Here is a 16,507-nt window from a genome sequence, read left to right as displayed (position 1 = left end):
TATTACATTAAGGTATCTCCAAGAGGGTGAATAATTATTTAAAAATAAATGCTATTTATGTATTTAATAAGTAACTTTACTTTTTTAAACCTAATTAAATCAAATCCAACTTATTATGAAACGACTGTTTGTTATTTTATCCGGCTTGTTTCTTGCGCTGTCTGCAAGTGGACAGGATTTGCCGGCTGCCTGGGAAGAACTTACCTCTCCTGATTTTGTTAAGGCGACTCAGAAATCCGAAGGTGTTTGTATAATTCCGATGGGGGTAATAGAGAAACATGGTCCGCATCTACCTTTGGGAACCGATGTGTTTACCGCAAGAGCTATAAGCTTAAAGTCGGCATCTACGGAATACTGCATCGTTTATCCTTTTTATTTTGCCGGACAAATATTTGAAGCCAAGCAACAACCCGGAACCATTGCATATAGTCCGGAACTGCTTTACAAGATGCTTGATGAAACCTGTAAAGAGATAGCCAGAAATGGTATTAAGAAGATACTCCTTGTAAATGGTCACGGCGGTAACACAAACTTTCTTCAATATTTCTGTCAGTCTCAGCTAGCAGAAGCAAAGGACTATGCAGTCTACCTTTTCACCCCTTCGGTTGATGCCGCAACCAGAACTAAAATAACTTCTATGCGTAAAAGTACTACCGGAGGACATGCAGATGAAGAAGAATCGAGTGTAATGATGCTAATTAAACCAGATCTGGTAAAAAAAGAGCAGGCTACCAGTCAGTCGGGCGTCGACCAGAATCGGTTACAATTACCTAATGCCTATACAGCTATCTGGTGGTATGCGAAATACCCCAATCATTATGCGGGAGATGCTAAAGATGCGGATGCAGAATTAGGAAAGGTGATCTTTGATCAGCGTTGTAAACAGCTTTCGGAAGTGATTAAAGCCGTTAAAGCCGACAAAATTACCCACAAGCTGCAGAACGATTTCTATCAAGAATCTGCTTCACCTCAAAACACAAAGGTAAAGCCGTAAAGATTAGGAAAGTATAATTTCCTAAATTAGTATAGAAAAGCCAAGCAGTTAGCTGGATTGCCCCAATACCAGGCAGAAAAACAATTCTGCCTGGTACATAAGTTATTCTAATTCTACAATATCATCAATTTTAATGATGTCGTTAAGTATTGTTGTTTTTAAAGGGATAATTACACAATGTTGATAATATGAATTATAGTAAGATACAGCATACCAGTCACCTTCAATGTGTTTTACAGCCAATGATTTTACTCCTGTTTGATCAAAATCTTGAGCATAAATAACCAAATCATAACCATTTGTTTGAGCAACTCTTTTCTTTTTGTCAATCAATTTATTCGTCAAATATTGTGTAACAAGTTTATCTCCTGTAGTTTTATCTATACCTCTATCCATCCAAGTACAATAGGCAACATAGAAGTTCATAATATGTTTTTCTACTTCTTTTATTTTATCTGATTGTTGATTCCCTAGTATAATCCTACTATCAGACATTTCCGAAGATATATTGTTGAAAATCAAAAATATGGCAAGAAAAAGTAATAATATTTTTTTCATAATGTAATTATTGTGTTCGTAAAATTGTAATTTTGAGCGCGACTATTTCTATATGCCGAACCTCCATATTAACGAATATATAGATATTTGTAAGGATGTTCTTTCTGAATTTGAAACAAAGTTAAGCAAAAGCTTCAAAGTTTAATCATTGAAACACATCAAGAAATAAATGAATGATAAAATATTGAAAATTCTTGAAAACAGGAATATTAAACCTACCTCCAATCGTATGCTGGTTTTAAAAGCCATGTTAAACTTTGATTGGGCATTTACCTTGGCTGATTTGGAAAATGAATTAATAAGCGTTGATAAATCTACTATTTCGCGTACCATTCATCTATTTCGTCATCAACAATTAATACATAGTTTTGATGATGGTTCGGGGTCTGTAAAATATGCTGTATGCAATACTGAATGTAATTGCAGCTTAGAGGAATTGCATGCACACTTTTATTGTAATTATTGTAAAAAAGCATTTTGTCTTAATAACATCCATATCCCACAATTCGATTTGCCAACGGATGTTGAAATTGAGGGTGTGAATCTGGTTATTAAAGGTTTTTGCGGAAAATGTAGTAAAATTGCAACTTAGTTGCAGAATCTAAATTGTATCTTTGCATAATTAAAGGTTGAAAATAGTTTGAAAAAGAATTTATCCATATCATTCATTTCTCTATCAACGATGCTGTTGTTGTTGCTTACTTTTGTACCGCATCATCATCATCATGGTATTGCCTGTGTGATAATGGAACATTGTGAACTGGATAATGCTGTAAACGATAAGAATACCAGCCACAATGACGCGCCAGATAAAGGGCAACAAGGGCAATCTTGTGTGGCGGAACTCGAATACATTGCTTCTACATCCGATAAAGAAGTAAATTGTACGGTTTCGTGCGATAATCATCACCATACACACTTTTATCCTATCTTAATCCTTGTTGCGGATTTTTTGATTTATAATACCGACAACTCCGGGATTCTCGAATCCGAATGGGGAGAATATCTTTTATGTTACAAATCTGCTGAAACAAGCAGCTTCCTCAATCTAAGGGCACCTCCGGCTCTTATTTCTTGAATTATTGACCATTCCTGGACAATAGTTACTTCTGAATTTAATTCAGGAGTTCGCTATCTATTCCGTATTTTTTACTAATCAAGGATAATATCCCGTTTACGGCCTATAGAACAGGCTGTAAACTGAGTTGCCCTTATTCAACAATTCAATATTAAAATGAAAACGTATATATCATTTGTAACCATTATAGCCGTGATATTCTTCACGGCCTGTAATCAGGGAAAAGAAGAGCATAATGAAGATTCTAAAGGTATCCACACGCAAGCTGAGGGAGAAAGCCATAATCACTCTGACGATGACGGACACGATCATGCCAAAGGTGAGAGTAATCATACCGACGAAATTTCCTTTACCAAAACGCAAGCCGAGGCTGTTGGCTTAATTGTAGAGACAGTATCTCCGGGTGCATTTCAGCAGGTAATCAAAACAAGCGGACAAATACAAGCTTCGCAAGGTGATGAGGCCACGATAGTATCAACTTCCAACGGTATTGTATCTTTTTCCAATCGATCCATTACAGAAGGGGCAGCTGTTAGATCTGGTGAGGCTATTGTAACAGTTTCAGCAAAAAATCTGTTAGAAGGTGATCCTTCAACCAAAGTAAAAATTGTTTACGAAACCGCTCAAAAAGAGTTTTCACGTGCCGAAAAATTGATAAAAGATAATATCATTTCCGCTAAAGAATACGAACAAATCCGTTTACGTTATGAAACTGCCAAAACAGCTTATGAAGCACAGGCAGCTAATATCACCTCAAGTGGTGTACGGATTACATCACCTATAAGCGGTTTCATCAAGAATCGTTTGGTAAGCCAGGGTGACTATGTTTCGGTAGGTCAACCCATCGCTACTGTTTCGCAAAACAAACGCCTTCAATTGCGTGCGGAGGTATCAGAGAATTATTACAAATCACTGAAAAATATAGGTGGTGCTAATTTTCAGACATCATACGACAATGAGGTGTATAAGCTTTCTGACCTGAACGGACGTTTACTGTCGTTTGGTAAAGCATCAGGCGGACAATCATTCTATATCCCGGTAACGTTTGAATTTGATAATATAGGCGATATCATTTCGGGTTCATTCGTTTCGGTATATTTGCTTTCCAACCCTCTGGAGAATGTAATTTCTGTCCCGGTATCGGCTTTAACTGAAGAGCAGGGATTGAATTTCGTTTATCTGCAATTGGATGAAGAGGGGTATAAAAAACAAGAGGTAACTCTTGGGCAAAGCAACGGAGACAGAGTACAAGTGCTTTCCGGCCTAAAAGCGGGCGACAAGGTGGTAACCAAAGGTGTTTATCAAGTCAAATTAGCGGCCGTTTCGTCTATCATGCCAGAAGGACATAGTCACAGTCATTAACTCCTAAAATGAATTTTATGCTAAACAAGATAATAAAATTTTCGCTTAATAACCGGATGGTTGTGCTGGTAGCATCCCTGCTGTTGATGATAGTGGGAACCTATACTGCCACCAATATGGAAGTTGATGTATTTCCTGATCTTAATGCCCCAACCGTAGTTATAATGACTGAAGCCAAAGGTATGGCGCCTGAAGAGGTAGAGCGTTTGGTTAGCTTTCCGGTAGAAACTGCTGTAAACGGAGCAACTGATGTGCGTCGTGTACGTTCGTCGTCTACCACCGGGTTTTCAATTGTGTGGGTCGAATTTAACTGGGGAACGGATATTTACCGCGCCCGCCAAATAGTTTCCGAAAAATTGGCCGTAGTTAAAGATGCTTTACCTTCTAATGTGGGTAATCCTACCTTAGGTCCGCAATCGTCCATTTTAGGAGAATTAATGATTATAGGGTTGACGGCCGACACTACATCTTTGCAGGATTTGCGTACGTTGGCAGACTGGACTATACGTCCGCGACTGCTTTCTACCGGGGGAGTGGCGCAGGTAACCGTATTAGGCGGCGATATCAAGGAATACCAAATTTTGCTCAATCCTGAAAAGATGAAGCATTACGGTATCAGCCTTGATGAAGTAATAAAAGTAGTAACGGAAATGAATCAAAATGCTTCGGGGGGAGTACTGTATGAATACGGAAACGAATATATAATCCGTGGTTTACTCTCCACGAACAATATTGCTTCTTTGGGTGCAACTGTTGTCAAAAGTATGGACGATGTACCGGTGTTGCTTGAAAACATCGCTCAGGTAAAAATAGGCAATAAAGCTCCCAAGTTAGGTATCGCTTCAGAAAAAGGAAAAGCTGCTGTATTGATAACTGTTACCAAACAACCGGCTACCAGCACAATAGAACTGACAAACAAGCTGGATCAATCGCTGGCCGAACTTAAAACAACATTTCCCTCGGATGTGAAACTATCCACGGATATCTTCCGTCAGGCTCGTTTTATCGATAATTCTATAGGTAATGTTCAGAAATCGCTCTACGAAGGAGGAATATTTGTTGTTATCGTTCTATTTGTTTTCCTTATGAACGTTCGTACAACCATTATTTCATTAATAACGATTCCTCTTTCGTTGGTTGCTTCGATTTTGGCCCTTAAATTAATGGGACTAACCATCAATACCATGAGTTTGGGTGGTATGGCCATTGCTATTGGTTCGTTGGTTGACGATGCCATTGTAGATGTAGAAAATGTTTTTAAACGATTGCGTGAAAACAGGCAGAAACCTAAGGACGAGCAAAAAACTGTGATGACAGTGGTCTTTGAGGCTTCAAAGGAGGTTAGGATGCCAATATTAAATTCGACTCTTATTATTATTGCCAGCTTTGTTCCACTATTTTTCCTTTCAGGAATGGAAGGCCGTATGCTGGCTCCACTTGGTATTGCGTTTATCGTGGCATTGATTGCATCGACAGTGGTGGCGTTGACGCTGACTCCCGTTCTATGTAGTTATCTGTTGGATAAGCCAAAGAAAAATAACGATAAACCCGAAAGTGATCCTTATGTAGTGCGTAAACTGAAAAACGTATATGGAAAAGCATTGAAATCGACGCTTAACCATCGTAAATTGGTGCTTGGCGGAACGGGAGTGGTGCTGGTGGCAACGGTTATTATATTCTTTACATTGGGACGCAGTTTTCTCCCGCCGTTTAATGAAGGTTCGTTTACAATCAATATTAGTACACTTCCCGGTATTTCGTTGGAGGAATCAGATAAGATGGGGCGTATCGCCGAAAACATATTGTTGTCTATTCCCGAAATACAAACTGTAGGGAGAAAGACGGGGCGTGCCGAGTTGGACGAACATGCTTTGGGCGTGAATGTATCGGAAATAGAAGCCCCTTTTGTTCTTAAAAAACGTTCGAAAGATGAAGTATTAGCCGAAATTCGTGAAAAACTTAAAGTCTTGTCGGGTGTGAATATTGAAATTGGGCAACCTATTTCCCACCGTATTGATGCGATGTTGTCCGGTACACGGGCCAATATTGCCATTAAACTTTTTGGAACAGACTTGAATAAAATGTTCACAATAGGCAATCAAATCAAAGCGTCTGTTCAGGATGTGGAAGGTGTTGCCGACCTTAATGTGGAACAGCAAGTGGATCGTCCGCAATTAAAAATAGAACCCAAACGTGAAATGTTGGCTAAATATGGTATTACACCTCCCGAATTTGCTGAGATTGTTAATGTAATGTTGGCCGGGGAAGTAGTTTCGCAGGTTTATGAAGGCAACAAATCCTTTGATTTAACGCTGAAAGTAGACGATGATTATCGCACAACTACTGAACGTATCCGCAACCTGATTGTTGATGCCGGTGGACGGAAAATTCCGTTTAGCTATATTGCCGAAATCTCTTCATCTACTGGTCCCAATACAATTAACCGTGAAAATGTGGCGAGAAAAATCGTTATTTCTGCCAATGTAGCCGGGCGAGATTTACGGGGTGTGGTAAACGATATGCAGAAGAAAATAAATTCGGAAATAAAATTGCCCGAAGGTTATCATATTGAATATGGCGGACAGTTCGAGAGTGAACAGGCGGCGTCTCGTATTTTACTTATTACTTCCATTTTTTCTATCATGGTTATATTCATGCTGTTGTTTGCTCAGTTCCGAAGCGTTACCCAATCGGCAGTCATCCTGTTGAACCTTCCGTTGGCACTTATCGGAGGCGTATTTACTATCTTCTTAACAGACGGCGTTATCAGTATTCCTGCAATTATTGGGTTTATATCACTGTTTGGTATCGCCACGCGTAACGGCATGTTGCTTATTTCGCACTATAACGATCTTCAAAATGATGGAATGTCGGCATTTGAAAGTATAATGCATGGTTCGCTTGACCGTTTGAATCCGATTTTGATGACTGCGCTAAGTTCGGGATTAGCTCTTATACCATTAGCTTTAGGTGGTGATTTACCGGGTAACGAAATTCAAAGTCCTATGGCGAAAGTAATTCTTGGAGGATTACTTACATCAACCTTCCTTAATGGATTTATTATTCCTATTATGTATCTCTTAACCAATAAGAAAATTGTGGAAGAGGTAATAACAGACGATGAAGTAACAGAGTAAAACTTAAAGAATATGAAAATATTAATAATAATATCGACAATATTGGTGAGCATTCCGTTGATTGCCCAGAATAATATAAATTCAGTATTAGATTCGATTGAGGCAAACAACACAACGCTGAAATCGTTACGCCTGACTGCTGATGCGCAGAAATTAGGAAATAAAACGAGTATATACCTTGACAATCCTGAAGTTGAATTCAACTATTTGTGGGGAAAGCCGGGTAATATTGGTTCCCGAACTGATATCAATATAAAGCAGACTTTCGATATCCCGACTATTTCGGGAATGAAAAGTCGTGTAGCCAACGGACAGAATACTTTGATAGAATTTCAATATAAAGCCGATCGCATGAATATCCTGTTGGAAGCGAAGCAATATTGTATTGATTTAGTCTACTTTAACGCCCTGAAACGAGAATTGGATGTGCGCATGCAACACGCTGAAACCATTGCTAAAGGCTATAAAGACCGACTGGATAGAGGAGATGCGAATCGTTTGGAATATAATAAGATTCAATTGAATCTAGCCTCTGTTCTAGGCGAGCTTTCTCGTGTTGAGGTAGAACGCAATGCTTTATTGTCGCAATTGAGAAGGCTTAACGGCGGTGTGGATATAGCGTTGGACGAAGACCAATTTGTACAAGCACAATTACCGCTGAATTTTAATGATTGGTATGCAGAGGCTGAGCAAAAAAATCCGGTGCTGGCTTATATCAAGCAGGAAATTGAAGTTGGAAAAAGTCAGGTTAGCCTTAGTAAGGCTTCAAACTGGCCTACTTTTTCGACAGGTTATATGAGTGAGAAAGTTGTTGGTCAGCAATATCAGGGATTTACTGTTGGTATTTCCATTCCCTTGTGGGAAAATAAAAACCGTGTGAAACAAGCAAAAGTTGCTGTTTCGGCAGCCGAATCGCGAGAAGCTGACCGTAAACAACAGTTCTACAGTCAACTTCAATCTCTTTACAATAGGGCAAATGGATTGAAAGTAATTGCCGAAAAGTATCGTCAGTCGCTGGCAAACGTAAACAATACAGATTTACTGAAAAAAGCACTTGACACGGGTGAAATTTCACTGTTGGACTATATAGTTGAAATTGGTTTGTACTATACAACTGTAAATCAGGCATTGGAAGCCGAACGTGATTATCAGAAAGCGATTGCTGAACTATCTGCAGTGGAACTCTAAAGGTGTAAATTATTGAAATTGCACCTTCTATCTCCTGAGGTTTAGGGATCTATTTATCGTATGTTCGTTATGTGTAAATTTATATGCCGTAAAACAAGCTTTTTACCTTAAGTAAACTAATTGTTTTATAGCTATATAGAATGTTTTTTACTTAAATGTTTGAATCGTTTGACATATGTCGAAATCGATTTTGATATATGTCGAAATGTATTACGACAGCTGTCAAAATGCATTTCGACAATTGTCGAACGATTTTTTCTTTTAAGCCTAAGTATCTATTCGGTGTAGTACGTGTCTTATTATATAGTATAATAAAGTTTCTTTGTCCTCAAAAAGATGTCATATAGTGTATTGTATTTTCCAGACCGTAATGAGAAGTTACTATCATTACTTTCAGAACGTAATTCATTTGATTCAGTATTATTTATTTTTGATGGTTGTCGGCGTTATAAATTTGAGAAAGAAGATTTAGGTATCCGCTCACCGGCTGATTTATTAATCCGTAACCGTGGTGTGCTTTCATTACTGAATCCAGAGTGGTCCTATTATCTTTACATGTTGCCCGAACGATCCACCTACAGTATCGACAGTCTATGCGGGAAAGTGAAGCGTTGTTGGGGATTTTATCCAAAAGAGGGAGAATGTCATGTGTTTGTAAGAAAAAATAAACATTCTTTGACCCTGCTCTACAGCCTCTCCGGCGAATATATCAGCATCCACCGTCAGCTTCGGCAGGGAGTGCTTCGTCTTAAAAAAGAGGAAATTGCAGGGGGCTATCGGACTAGTGACTGGCAAGAAATCAACCGCTTGTTATCTGAAAAAAGAGAGGTTAAAAGAAGGCGGTTAAAAAGAATGTAACACGCTTTATACAAGCGATTTAATACATAGCTTGCTTGTTAAAACCATTGTTTTTACATATCTTTGTGGCATGAAAAAAGATCAGATACAAACTCTTCCTCCCTTGTCTGTAACACTCTCTTTAGAGGAGTATCAAGGCCTGTTGGACAGGCTTCGTTTGAGTGAACAGAAGGATCTGGAGTATGTGCAAAAGATCTTAGAGAATGAGCAAACTATCCGGGCGAAGGAACAAGAGATCCTTGATAAGAAACAAGAGATTCTTGCGAAAGAACAAGAGATCTATGAGAAGAAGCAAGAGGCCTTTGAAAGTAAACTTGAACTTATAGAAGCGCAGGAAGAGATTGACCGCCTGCGCTGGAAGCTGGTCTGTTTGAATCGTTTCTGCTGGGGAAGCTCCAGTGAAAAACGACGGCTTCCTCTGGATCCTTCCCAATTAAGCATCTGCTTTGTTCAGTCTCCACAAAATGTGAATATAGAACAGGAGAAGCAGAAAGAACAGAAAGAGATAGAAAAGGACAAAGAATATTCCCGTTTTCGTAAAAGCTTCAAGGAGAAAAAGATCTCGCATGCACGCAAACCTATTCCTTCAGAACTTCCACGCATCAGCAAAGTTCTGGAGCCATCGGTTGATCTGAGCGGAGCGATCAGAATGGGTGAAGAGGTTACCGAGCGTTATGCTGTTCAGCCGCGCAAGTTGTATGTGGAGCAATTGGTACGCCCGCGCTACAAACTCCCTGATGGAAGTATTGTAATAGCTCCCCTTCCTACAATGGCCTATCCCCGGAGCAATGCATCGGAGAGCGCGTTGACCCATATCGCCGTATCTAAGTATGCAGACCATCTTCCACTAAACCGTCAGATAGAGATATTTTCACGCGAAGGGGTTCACTTGTCGGCTTCTACGGTCAGCAACTGGATGACTGCGACCGCCCAATGTATAGAGCCTATATATAATGAACTGCGTGAGACGCTGAAAGCGAGTCGTTACGTGCAGGCTGATGAAACTCCTCATAAGGTGTTGGAATCAGAGAAACCCGGATCGTTGCATCAGGGGTATATGTGGGTTTTTTATCTGCCCCATTGCAAAAGTCCATATATTGAATACCACCCGGGCCGTAGCTCTTCAGCGTTAGGTACACTGTTAAGCGGAAAAACCGAGATCGTACAAAGTGATGGTTATGCAGTCTATGATGTTTTCGACAAGCTGGAAGGGAAGATACATCTGTGCTGCTGGGCCCATGTCCGGCGAAAGTTTGTCGAAGCCGAAAGCTATGATCCGCCATCGGCACGTTATGTGCTTGATGAAATTGGAAAACTTTATGCCGTGGAAGACGAAATACGGAAAAAAGAACTAACAAATGCCCAGGCAACCAACTTGAGGAAGGAAAATGCGTACCCGATAATTAAAGGGCTGGAAGTCTGGACAACAGAAAACCTGCTGAAAACACCCCCTGACTCTCCACTTGATAAGGCAATACGTTATATGTATACCCGCTTTGAACAGCTATCTCATTATGTCAATGATGCCGAATTGGCTATTGACAACAACGCTGTGGAGCGTGCTATACGCCCAATTACCCTGAGCCGGAAAAATTGCCTCTTCTCCGGATCACACGATGCGGCACATACCGCTGCTATATTTTTCTCTTTACTGGGTGCATGTAAAGAAAACAACGTAAACCCAACACACTGGTTAATGGATTGCCTGACCAGGGTACAAAACTGTGATCCCAAAAATTACAAGGAACTATTACCTCATAACTGGAAAAAGTAATCTAAAAAATTATCTTGCTAAAGCTATAAATAGAATAATACTATTTTAGCACACGTACTACACCGAATACTTACAAGCCTAAGTATCTATTCGGTGTAGTACGTGTCTTATTATATAGTATAATAAAGTTTCTTTGTCCTCAAAAAGATGTCATATAGTGTATTGTATTTTCCAGACCGTAATGAGAAGTTACTATCATTACTTTCAGAACGTAATTCATTTGATTCAGTATTATTTATTTTTGATGGTTGTCGGCGTTATAAATTTGAGAAAGAAGATTTAGGTATCCGCTCACCGGCTGATTTATTAATCCGTAACCGTGGTGTGCTTTCATTACTGAATCCAGAGTGGTCCTATTATCTTTACATGTTGCCCGAACGATCCACCTACAGTATCGACAGTCTATGCGGGAAAGTGAAGCGTTGTTGGGGATTTTATCCAAAAGAGGGAGAATGTCATGTGTTTGTAAGAAAAAATAAACATTCTTTGACCCTGCTCTACAGCCTCTCCGGCGAATATATCAGCATCCACCGTCAGCTTCGGCAGGGAGTGCTTCGTCTTAAAAAAGAGGAAATTGCAGGGGGCTATCGGACTAGTGACTGGCAAGAAATCAACCGCTTGTTATCTGAAAAAAGAGAGGTTAAAAGAAGGCGGTTAAAAAGAATGTAACACGCTTTATACAAGCGATTTAATACATAGCTTGCTTGTTAAAACCATTGTTTTTACATATCTTTGTGGCATGAAAAAAGATCAGATACAAACTCTTCCTCCCTTGTCTGTAACACTCTCTTTAGAGGAGTATCAAGGCCTGTTGGACAGGCTTCGTTTGAGTGAACAGAAGGATCTGGAGTATGTGCAAAAGATCTTAGAGAATGAGCAAACTATCCGGGCGAAGGAACAAGAGATCCTTGATAAGAAACAAGAGATTCTTGCGAAAGAACAAGAGATCTATGAGAAGAAGCAAGAGGCCTTTGAAAGTAAACTTGAACTTATAGAAGCGCAGGAAGAGATTGACCGCCTGCGCTGGAAGCTGGTCTGTTTGAATCGTTTCTGCTGGGGAAGCTCCAGTGAAAAACGACGGCTTCCTCTGGATCCTTCCCAATTAAGCATCTGCTTTGTTCAGTCTCCACAAAATGTGAATATAGAACAGGAGAAGCAGAAAGAACAGAAAGAGATAGAAAAGGACAAAGAATATTCCCGTTTTCGTAAAAGCTTCAAGGAGAAAAAGATCTCGCATGCACGCAAACCTATTCCTTCAGAACTTCCACGCATCAGCAAAGTTCTGGAGCCATCGGTTGATCTGAGCGGAGCGATCAGAATGGGTGAAGAGGTTACCGAGCGTTATGCTGTTCAGCCGCGCAAGTTGTATGTGGAGCAATTGGTACGCCCGCGCTACAAACTCCCTGATGGAAGTATTGTAATAGCTCCCCTTCCTACAATGGCCTATCCCCGGAGCAATGCATCGGAGAGCGCGTTGACCCATATCGCCGTATCTAAGTATGCAGACCATCTTCCACTAAACCGTCAGATAGAGATATTTTCACGCGAAGGGGTTCACTTGTCGGCTTCTACGGTCAGCAACTGGATGACTGCGACCGCCCAATGTATAGAGCCTATATATAATGAACTGCGTGAGACGCTGAAAGCGAGTCGTTACGTGCAGGCTGATGAAACTCCTCATAAGGTGTTGGAATCAGAGAAACCCGGATCGTTGCATCAGGGGTATATGTGGGTTTTTTATCTGCCCCATTGCAAAAGTCCATATATTGAATACCACCCGGGCCGTAGCTCTTCAGCGTTAGGTACACTGTTAAGCGGAAAAACCGAGATCGTACAAAGTGATGGTTATGCAGTCTATGATGTTTTCGACAAGCTGGAAGGGAAGATACATCTGTGCTGCTGGGCCCATGTCCGGCGAAAGTTTGTCGAAGCCGAAAGCTATGATCCGCCATCGGCACGTTATGTGCTTGATGAAATTGGAAAACTTTATGCCGTGGAAGACGAAATACGGAAAAAAGAACTAACAAATGCCCAGGCAACCAACTTGAGGAAGGAAAATGCGTACCCGATAATTAAAGGGCTGGAAGTCTGGACAACAGAAAACCTGCTGAAAACACCCCCTGACTCTCCACTTGATAAGGCAATACGTTATATGTATACCCGCTTTGAACAGCTATCTCATTATGTCAATGATGCCGAATTGGCTATTGACAACAACGCTGTGGAGCGTGCTATACGCCCAATTACCCTGAGCCGGAAAAATTGCCTCTTCTCCGGATCACACGATGCGGCACATACCGCTGCTATATTTTTCTCTTTACTGGGTGCATGTAAAGAAAACAACGTAAACCCAACACACTGGTTAATGGATTGCCTGACCAGGGTACAAAACTGTGATCCCAAAAATTACAAGGAACTATTACCTCATAACTGGAAAAAGTAATCTAAAAAATTATCTTGCTAAAGCTATAAATAGAATAATACTATTTTAGCACACGTACTACACCGAATACTTACAAGCCTAAGTATTTAAATGCCGGATAAAAAGATTTATTCTCTTAAGTATCGGTAATTGTGATTAGGCAGGAAATATTGCAAGCGTTTGCAGAGAAAATTAACGACGGGTGTTCGGAATATCCAATTGTGAGAGTAGTTTATATATTTCTGATTTGAGTTGGAGGATTGAATCCGAAGCTCATTCAGCACAAGGGGAGGAGGGAGTGAAAGACCTGGTGCTGTTCCCGTATGATAATTTGCTGACAGATGACACATGGAAAGGATCTGTCACAGGCATCTGTCATTCTCAGAAGCCGCTTCAATAAAGGGATGTGAGGCTAAAAATGAGGGATGACAGATGTTTTCGCAATTAATTCAAGCTGGACAGGTTTCTGACTTTAAATAACGACACACCAATGCCAATGACTTGCTTTGCAGGCCATTGTTTCCTATTACTTTATTACACTATTATTTAGTCGATTGAAAAAAGAGTTTTAGAATCGGCCTTGACACAAATTACAGGATAATTGTTTGAGTCGAAAAAAATAGGTTTGTTGTACTTAATCTCGAGGGGTTTCCCAATGTATTGAGAATTAAATTTCGAAACATTGATTTGCTCTTCGTAAATGTTAACGTAATAAAGGGAGCTGTCGTTATCAAAACGTAAAACTATTTTATTATTTGCGACCATTGTAACTTCCGAGAGTATCCCTTTCTTGGTCTCTTTTTTTACAATAGACATAAATAGCGTTCCGATTGCAATGATAACAAATACCGATACTAAAAGTGAGTGTTGTATTTTCATAATTTAACAAGCTAAATCCATTGGAGTCAACAGGTTTATTTAATAGTGCAAAGATAGCTTGTTGTCCGCATAATTACAATAAGTATAGCGCTTTTTTTTATCATTTTTAATCAAAAAAGATATCTAATAGTTGAAATTATAAGTTCATGCAGAGAAATAATTACACTACGACAGTGGATGATTCCATAATCGTAGTGTAATTTATTATAACTAACGGATTTCTTTTATACGGATGTTTCTGAATTTCACAACCGACCCGTGTCCAAGAAATGCGATACGGCCGTTCTTGTTAAGCAAACCTTTTTGAATTTTCTCTGCCGGGATATCTTTGGTTACCTCATTGATGTCTGTGTCTAATATCACTTCTCCGTTGAGTGTAATTTTAATCCGGGATCCATCGGCTATAACCTCCTGCTGATTCCATTCGCCGGTCTTTTTCAAAAATCCGCGCTTGGCAGGTGCATATCCGTACAGCGAACCATGATATTGATAGGGTTTTAAGTCGGCATACACCGGTGCTTCGTTATCTAATATTTGCAGCTCCATTCCCTGATAGTTCTTATCGTCCATCGTTTGGTGACGGATACCCAGACCGTTGTTGGCCTCGGGGGTGAGCATGAATTCGAAGCGTAAAACAAAATTATCAAAGGAATCTTTGGTGTACAGGTTGCCTCCTATGTTTTGTTGAGGTCGCATAACAATGCATCCGTCTTCCAATACATATTCGGTTTTGTTGCCCACCCAGTTATCCATGGAAGATCCGTCAAAGAGAAATCTGAAATTTTCTTTTTTCTCGGATTTGCTCAGTTTGAAAATCTTGTTCTCATCCGTTTTGTCCCGACTTTGTACCTGCACCGTGCATGCAATGAGAAAAAACAAGATCCAATTTAATGTCACGTTGTACTTCATCTTCTCTTTCTGTTTTTGCTGATTTTCAATTTCTCGGAATCCCAGTAAACCGGAAGTCCGCTTTGATAACTTTTATAACTTAATAACGCAGGGGCGGCAGACTGAACCGCAAACATTACATCGGCTGTAAGCTGGCTTTTGGTACGTATTGCCTTAAAGAAGTTATTGAAATGGTCGTAGTGCCCGCCTTTGTATCCGTTTTCTGTCTGGAATACCACCTTATTGGCTGTTTCGGCTTTAGCCTGGTCTATTCCCTGTCCGATGGCAGGCAGCTCTTCAATTGCCTGAAGGTCCGCATCCTTAATGGTGTGCAGTACTACTTTGTCCCAGCCAACCTCCAGCATCCCTTTGTTGCCTGTTATTTTGAAATAGGTGCTGCCCCATTCCTTGGAAAAGGCATCCACATAGTTGGCCGACAACGACAAGGTGAAGGCTCCCACATTGTTTTTATCCGGATAGTCGAAATATCCCATCATAATGTCCGGCGTATCCCTGTAGCCGTCTGTATAGTGGTAGATGCCTCCGGTGGTGTAAATTTTATCCGGACCGTTGGAGTCGGTAATGAAATTTATACTGGCTAAAACATGTACAAATAAATCGCCGGCAATACCGGTTCCATACTCTTTCCAGTTGCGCCAATAGAAGAATCGCTGAGGTTGGAACGGATGTTTGGGTGCATTGCCCAAAAAACGTTCCCACCAAATGGTCTTTTCGCTTGCATCGGCAGGAATTGAGTATTTTCCCGGCTCGGTAGGTACGGCTGTAAATTTGGCTTCGATACTGTTTACCTTTCCGATGAGTCCGGATAAAACAAGTTGACGGGCCTTCCGGTTTCCAAGAGAGGCCATTCCCTGACTTCCGGGCTGGAAGTAGCATCCGGTCTGCTGCTGTGTGGCAACCAGTTCTTTAATCTCCTCCACCTTGTGTACCACCGGCTTCTCGCAATAAACGTGTTTGCCGGCTTTCATCGCTTCGATGGAGATGGGTTGATGCCAGTGGTCGGGCGTGGCAACAATTACAACATCCACATCGTCTCTTTTCAAGATCTCTTTATAATCTTTGGTGGTGAACAGATTGTCGCCCCAACTTCTTTTGGCATCCTCCAGCCTTTTGTCGTACAGATCGCAAACAGCAGTAAGCTTTACACCTTCAACCATAAGTGCCGTATTGGTATCGGCGGTTCCCATGCCTCCTTTACCTATCAGGGCAAGGCGGATAACAGAAGGTGCAGCGGCCGTTTCCTGCAGGACAGAAGTCTGTCTGCCGGCATGAAGCCATTGACCGGAAGCCAATAAAGTGCTTCCGGCCAGTGCTTGCTTGATAAATATTCTTCTGCTCGTTTTCATTT

At 40.6% G+C, this 16,507-nt stretch carries 15 protein-coding genes; 11 read left to right on the top strand and 4 right to left on the bottom strand.

Going from position 1 to position 16,507, the window contains the following annotated elements; all coding sequences use genetic code 11:
• Window positions 1-115 precede the first annotated feature (115 nt).
• On the top strand, window positions 116-994 hold the full coding sequence (locus F5613_RS03740; RefSeq protein WP_179398731.1) for a creatininase family protein: 879 nt from the start codon (window positions 116-118) through the stop codon (window positions 992-994).
• A 102-nt stretch (window positions 995-1,096) separates the two neighbouring features.
• On the opposite strand, the gene F5613_RS03735 is transcribed toward F5613_RS03740, so the two are convergent.
• Window positions 1,097-1,552, bottom strand: coding sequence for a hypothetical protein (locus F5613_RS03735; protein WP_179398730.1), 456 nt, complete (start codon window positions 1,550-1,552; stop codon window positions 1,097-1,099).
• Window positions 1,553-1,721: 169 nt separating this feature from the next.
• Here F5613_RS03735 and F5613_RS03730 point away from each other — a divergent pair, with 169 nt between their 5' ends.
• The 10 genes from F5613_RS03730 to F5613_RS03685 all read left to right on the top strand — a co-directional run bounded on the left by F5613_RS03730 (window position 1,722) and on the right by F5613_RS03685 (window position 13,771).
• Window positions 1,722-2,144 (top strand): Fur family transcriptional regulator, encoded by a 423-nt coding sequence (locus tag F5613_RS03730; RefSeq protein WP_179398729.1) that lies wholly within the window; start codon window positions 1,722-1,724, stop codon window positions 2,142-2,144.
• Window positions 2,145-2,192: 48 nt separating this feature from the next.
• Complete coding sequence (locus tag F5613_RS03725; protein ID WP_179398728.1) at window positions 2,193-2,630, top strand: hypothetical protein; 438 nt, start codon at window positions 2,193-2,195, stop codon at window positions 2,628-2,630.
• Between the two features lie 156 nt (window positions 2,631-2,786).
• Window positions 2,787-3,992, top strand: a complete 1,206-nt coding sequence (locus F5613_RS03720; RefSeq protein ID WP_179398727.1) for an efflux RND transporter periplasmic adaptor subunit — start codon at window positions 2,787-2,789, stop codon at window positions 3,990-3,992.
• 17 nt (window positions 3,993-4,009) lie between these two features.
• Window positions 4,010-7,129 carry an efflux RND transporter permease subunit gene (locus tag F5613_RS03715; protein WP_179398726.1) on the top strand — a complete coding sequence of 1,040 codons (3,120 nt, stop codon included), beginning with the start codon at window positions 4,010-4,012 and terminating at the stop codon, window positions 7,127-7,129.
• Window positions 7,130-7,141: 12 nt separating this feature from the next.
• A complete protein-coding gene (locus F5613_RS03710; protein WP_179398725.1) occupies window positions 7,142-8,317 on the top strand; it encodes a TolC family protein in 1,176 nt (391 codons plus the stop codon).
• A 336-nt stretch (window positions 8,318-8,653) separates the two neighbouring features.
• Window positions 8,654-9,175 carry a hypothetical protein gene (locus tag F5613_RS03705; protein WP_179398724.1) on the top strand — a complete coding sequence of 174 codons (522 nt, stop codon included), beginning with the start codon at window positions 8,654-8,656 and terminating at the stop codon, window positions 9,173-9,175.
• A 193-nt stretch (window positions 9,176-9,368) separates the two neighbouring features.
• Entirely contained in the window at window positions 9,369-10,949 is a 1,581-nt protein-coding gene (gene tnpC / locus F5613_RS03700; RefSeq protein ID WP_179398951.1) for an IS66 family transposase, read from the top strand.
• Between the two features lie 147 nt (window positions 10,950-11,096).
• Window positions 11,097-11,618, top strand: a complete 522-nt coding sequence (locus tag F5613_RS03695) for a hypothetical protein (protein WP_179398724.1) — start codon at window positions 11,097-11,099, stop codon at window positions 11,616-11,618.
• 193 nt (window positions 11,619-11,811) lie between these two features.
• Window positions 11,812-13,392 (top strand): IS66 family transposase, encoded by a 1,581-nt coding sequence (tnpC, locus tag F5613_RS03690; protein ID WP_179398951.1) that lies wholly within the window; start codon window positions 11,812-11,814, stop codon window positions 13,390-13,392.
• Window positions 13,393-13,618: 226 nt separating this feature from the next.
• Window positions 13,619-13,771, top strand: coding sequence for a hypothetical protein (locus F5613_RS03685; RefSeq protein ID WP_179398723.1), 153 nt, complete (start codon window positions 13,619-13,621; stop codon window positions 13,769-13,771).
• A 146-nt stretch (window positions 13,772-13,917) separates the two neighbouring features.
• Here the strand turns inward: F5613_RS03685 and F5613_RS03680 are convergent, their stop codons facing one another.
• The 3 genes from F5613_RS03680 to F5613_RS03670 form a co-directional block, all read right to left on the bottom strand.
• Window positions 13,918-14,250 carry a hypothetical protein gene (locus F5613_RS03680; protein ID WP_079684134.1) on the bottom strand — a complete coding sequence of 111 codons (333 nt, stop codon included), beginning with the start codon at window positions 14,248-14,250 and terminating at the stop codon, window positions 13,918-13,920.
• Between the two features lie 210 nt (window positions 14,251-14,460).
• On the bottom strand, window positions 14,461-15,159 hold the full coding sequence (locus tag F5613_RS03675) for a 3-keto-disaccharide hydrolase (RefSeq protein WP_179398722.1): 699 nt from the start codon (window positions 15,157-15,159) through the stop codon (window positions 14,461-14,463).
• Window positions 15,156-16,505: a Gfo/Idh/MocA family protein gene (locus F5613_RS03670; protein ID WP_179398721.1), complete on the bottom strand. Its 1,350-nt coding sequence runs from the start codon at window positions 16,503-16,505 to the stop codon at window positions 15,156-15,158. The genes F5613_RS03675 and F5613_RS03670 overlap by 4 nt, the downstream gene beginning before the upstream one ends.
• Window positions 16,506-16,507 lie beyond the last annotated feature (2 nt).

Source organism: Macellibacteroides fermentans (genome assembly GCF_013409575.1).
Lineage (GTDB): Bacteria > Bacteroidota > Bacteroidia > Bacteroidales > Tannerellaceae > Macellibacteroides > Macellibacteroides fermentans.
This window is presented reverse-complemented; position numbering and strand designations above follow the sequence as displayed.

Bases quoted from the DNA above. Each gene is read 5' to 3' on its own strand.
- F5613_RS03670 (WP_179398721.1), bottom strand. From the start codon at position 16,505: ATGAAAACGAGCAGAAGAATATTTATCAAGCAAGCACTGGCCGGAAGC.
- F5613_RS03720 (WP_179398727.1), top strand. From the start codon at position 2,787: ATGAAAACGTATATATCATTTGTAACCATTATAGCCGTGATATTCTTC.
- F5613_RS03675 (WP_179398722.1), bottom strand. From the start codon at position 15,159: ATGAAGTACAACGTGACATTAAATTGGATCTTGTTTTTTCTCATTGCA.
- F5613_RS03740 (WP_179398731.1), top strand. From the start codon at position 116: ATGAAACGACTGTTTGTTATTTTATCCGGCTTGTTTCTTGCGCTGTCT.
- F5613_RS03730 (WP_179398729.1), top strand. From the start codon at position 1,722: ATGAATGATAAAATATTGAAAATTCTTGAAAACAGGAATATTAAACCT.
- F5613_RS03705 (WP_179398724.1), top strand. From the start codon at position 8,654: ATGTCATATAGTGTATTGTATTTTCCAGACCGTAATGAGAAGTTACTA.
- F5613_RS03680 (WP_079684134.1), bottom strand. From the start codon at position 14,250: ATGAAAATACAACACTCACTTTTAGTATCGGTATTTGTTATCATTGCA.
- F5613_RS03710 (WP_179398725.1), top strand. From the start codon at position 7,142: ATGAAAATATTAATAATAATATCGACAATATTGGTGAGCATTCCGTTG.
- F5613_RS03695 (WP_179398724.1), top strand. From the start codon at position 11,097: ATGTCATATAGTGTATTGTATTTTCCAGACCGTAATGAGAAGTTACTA.
- F5613_RS03735 (WP_179398730.1), bottom strand. From the start codon at position 1,552: ATGAAAAAAATATTATTACTTTTTCTTGCCATATTTTTGATTTTCAAC.
- F5613_RS03715 (WP_179398726.1), top strand. From the start codon at position 4,010: ATGCTAAACAAGATAATAAAATTTTCGCTTAATAACCGGATGGTTGTG.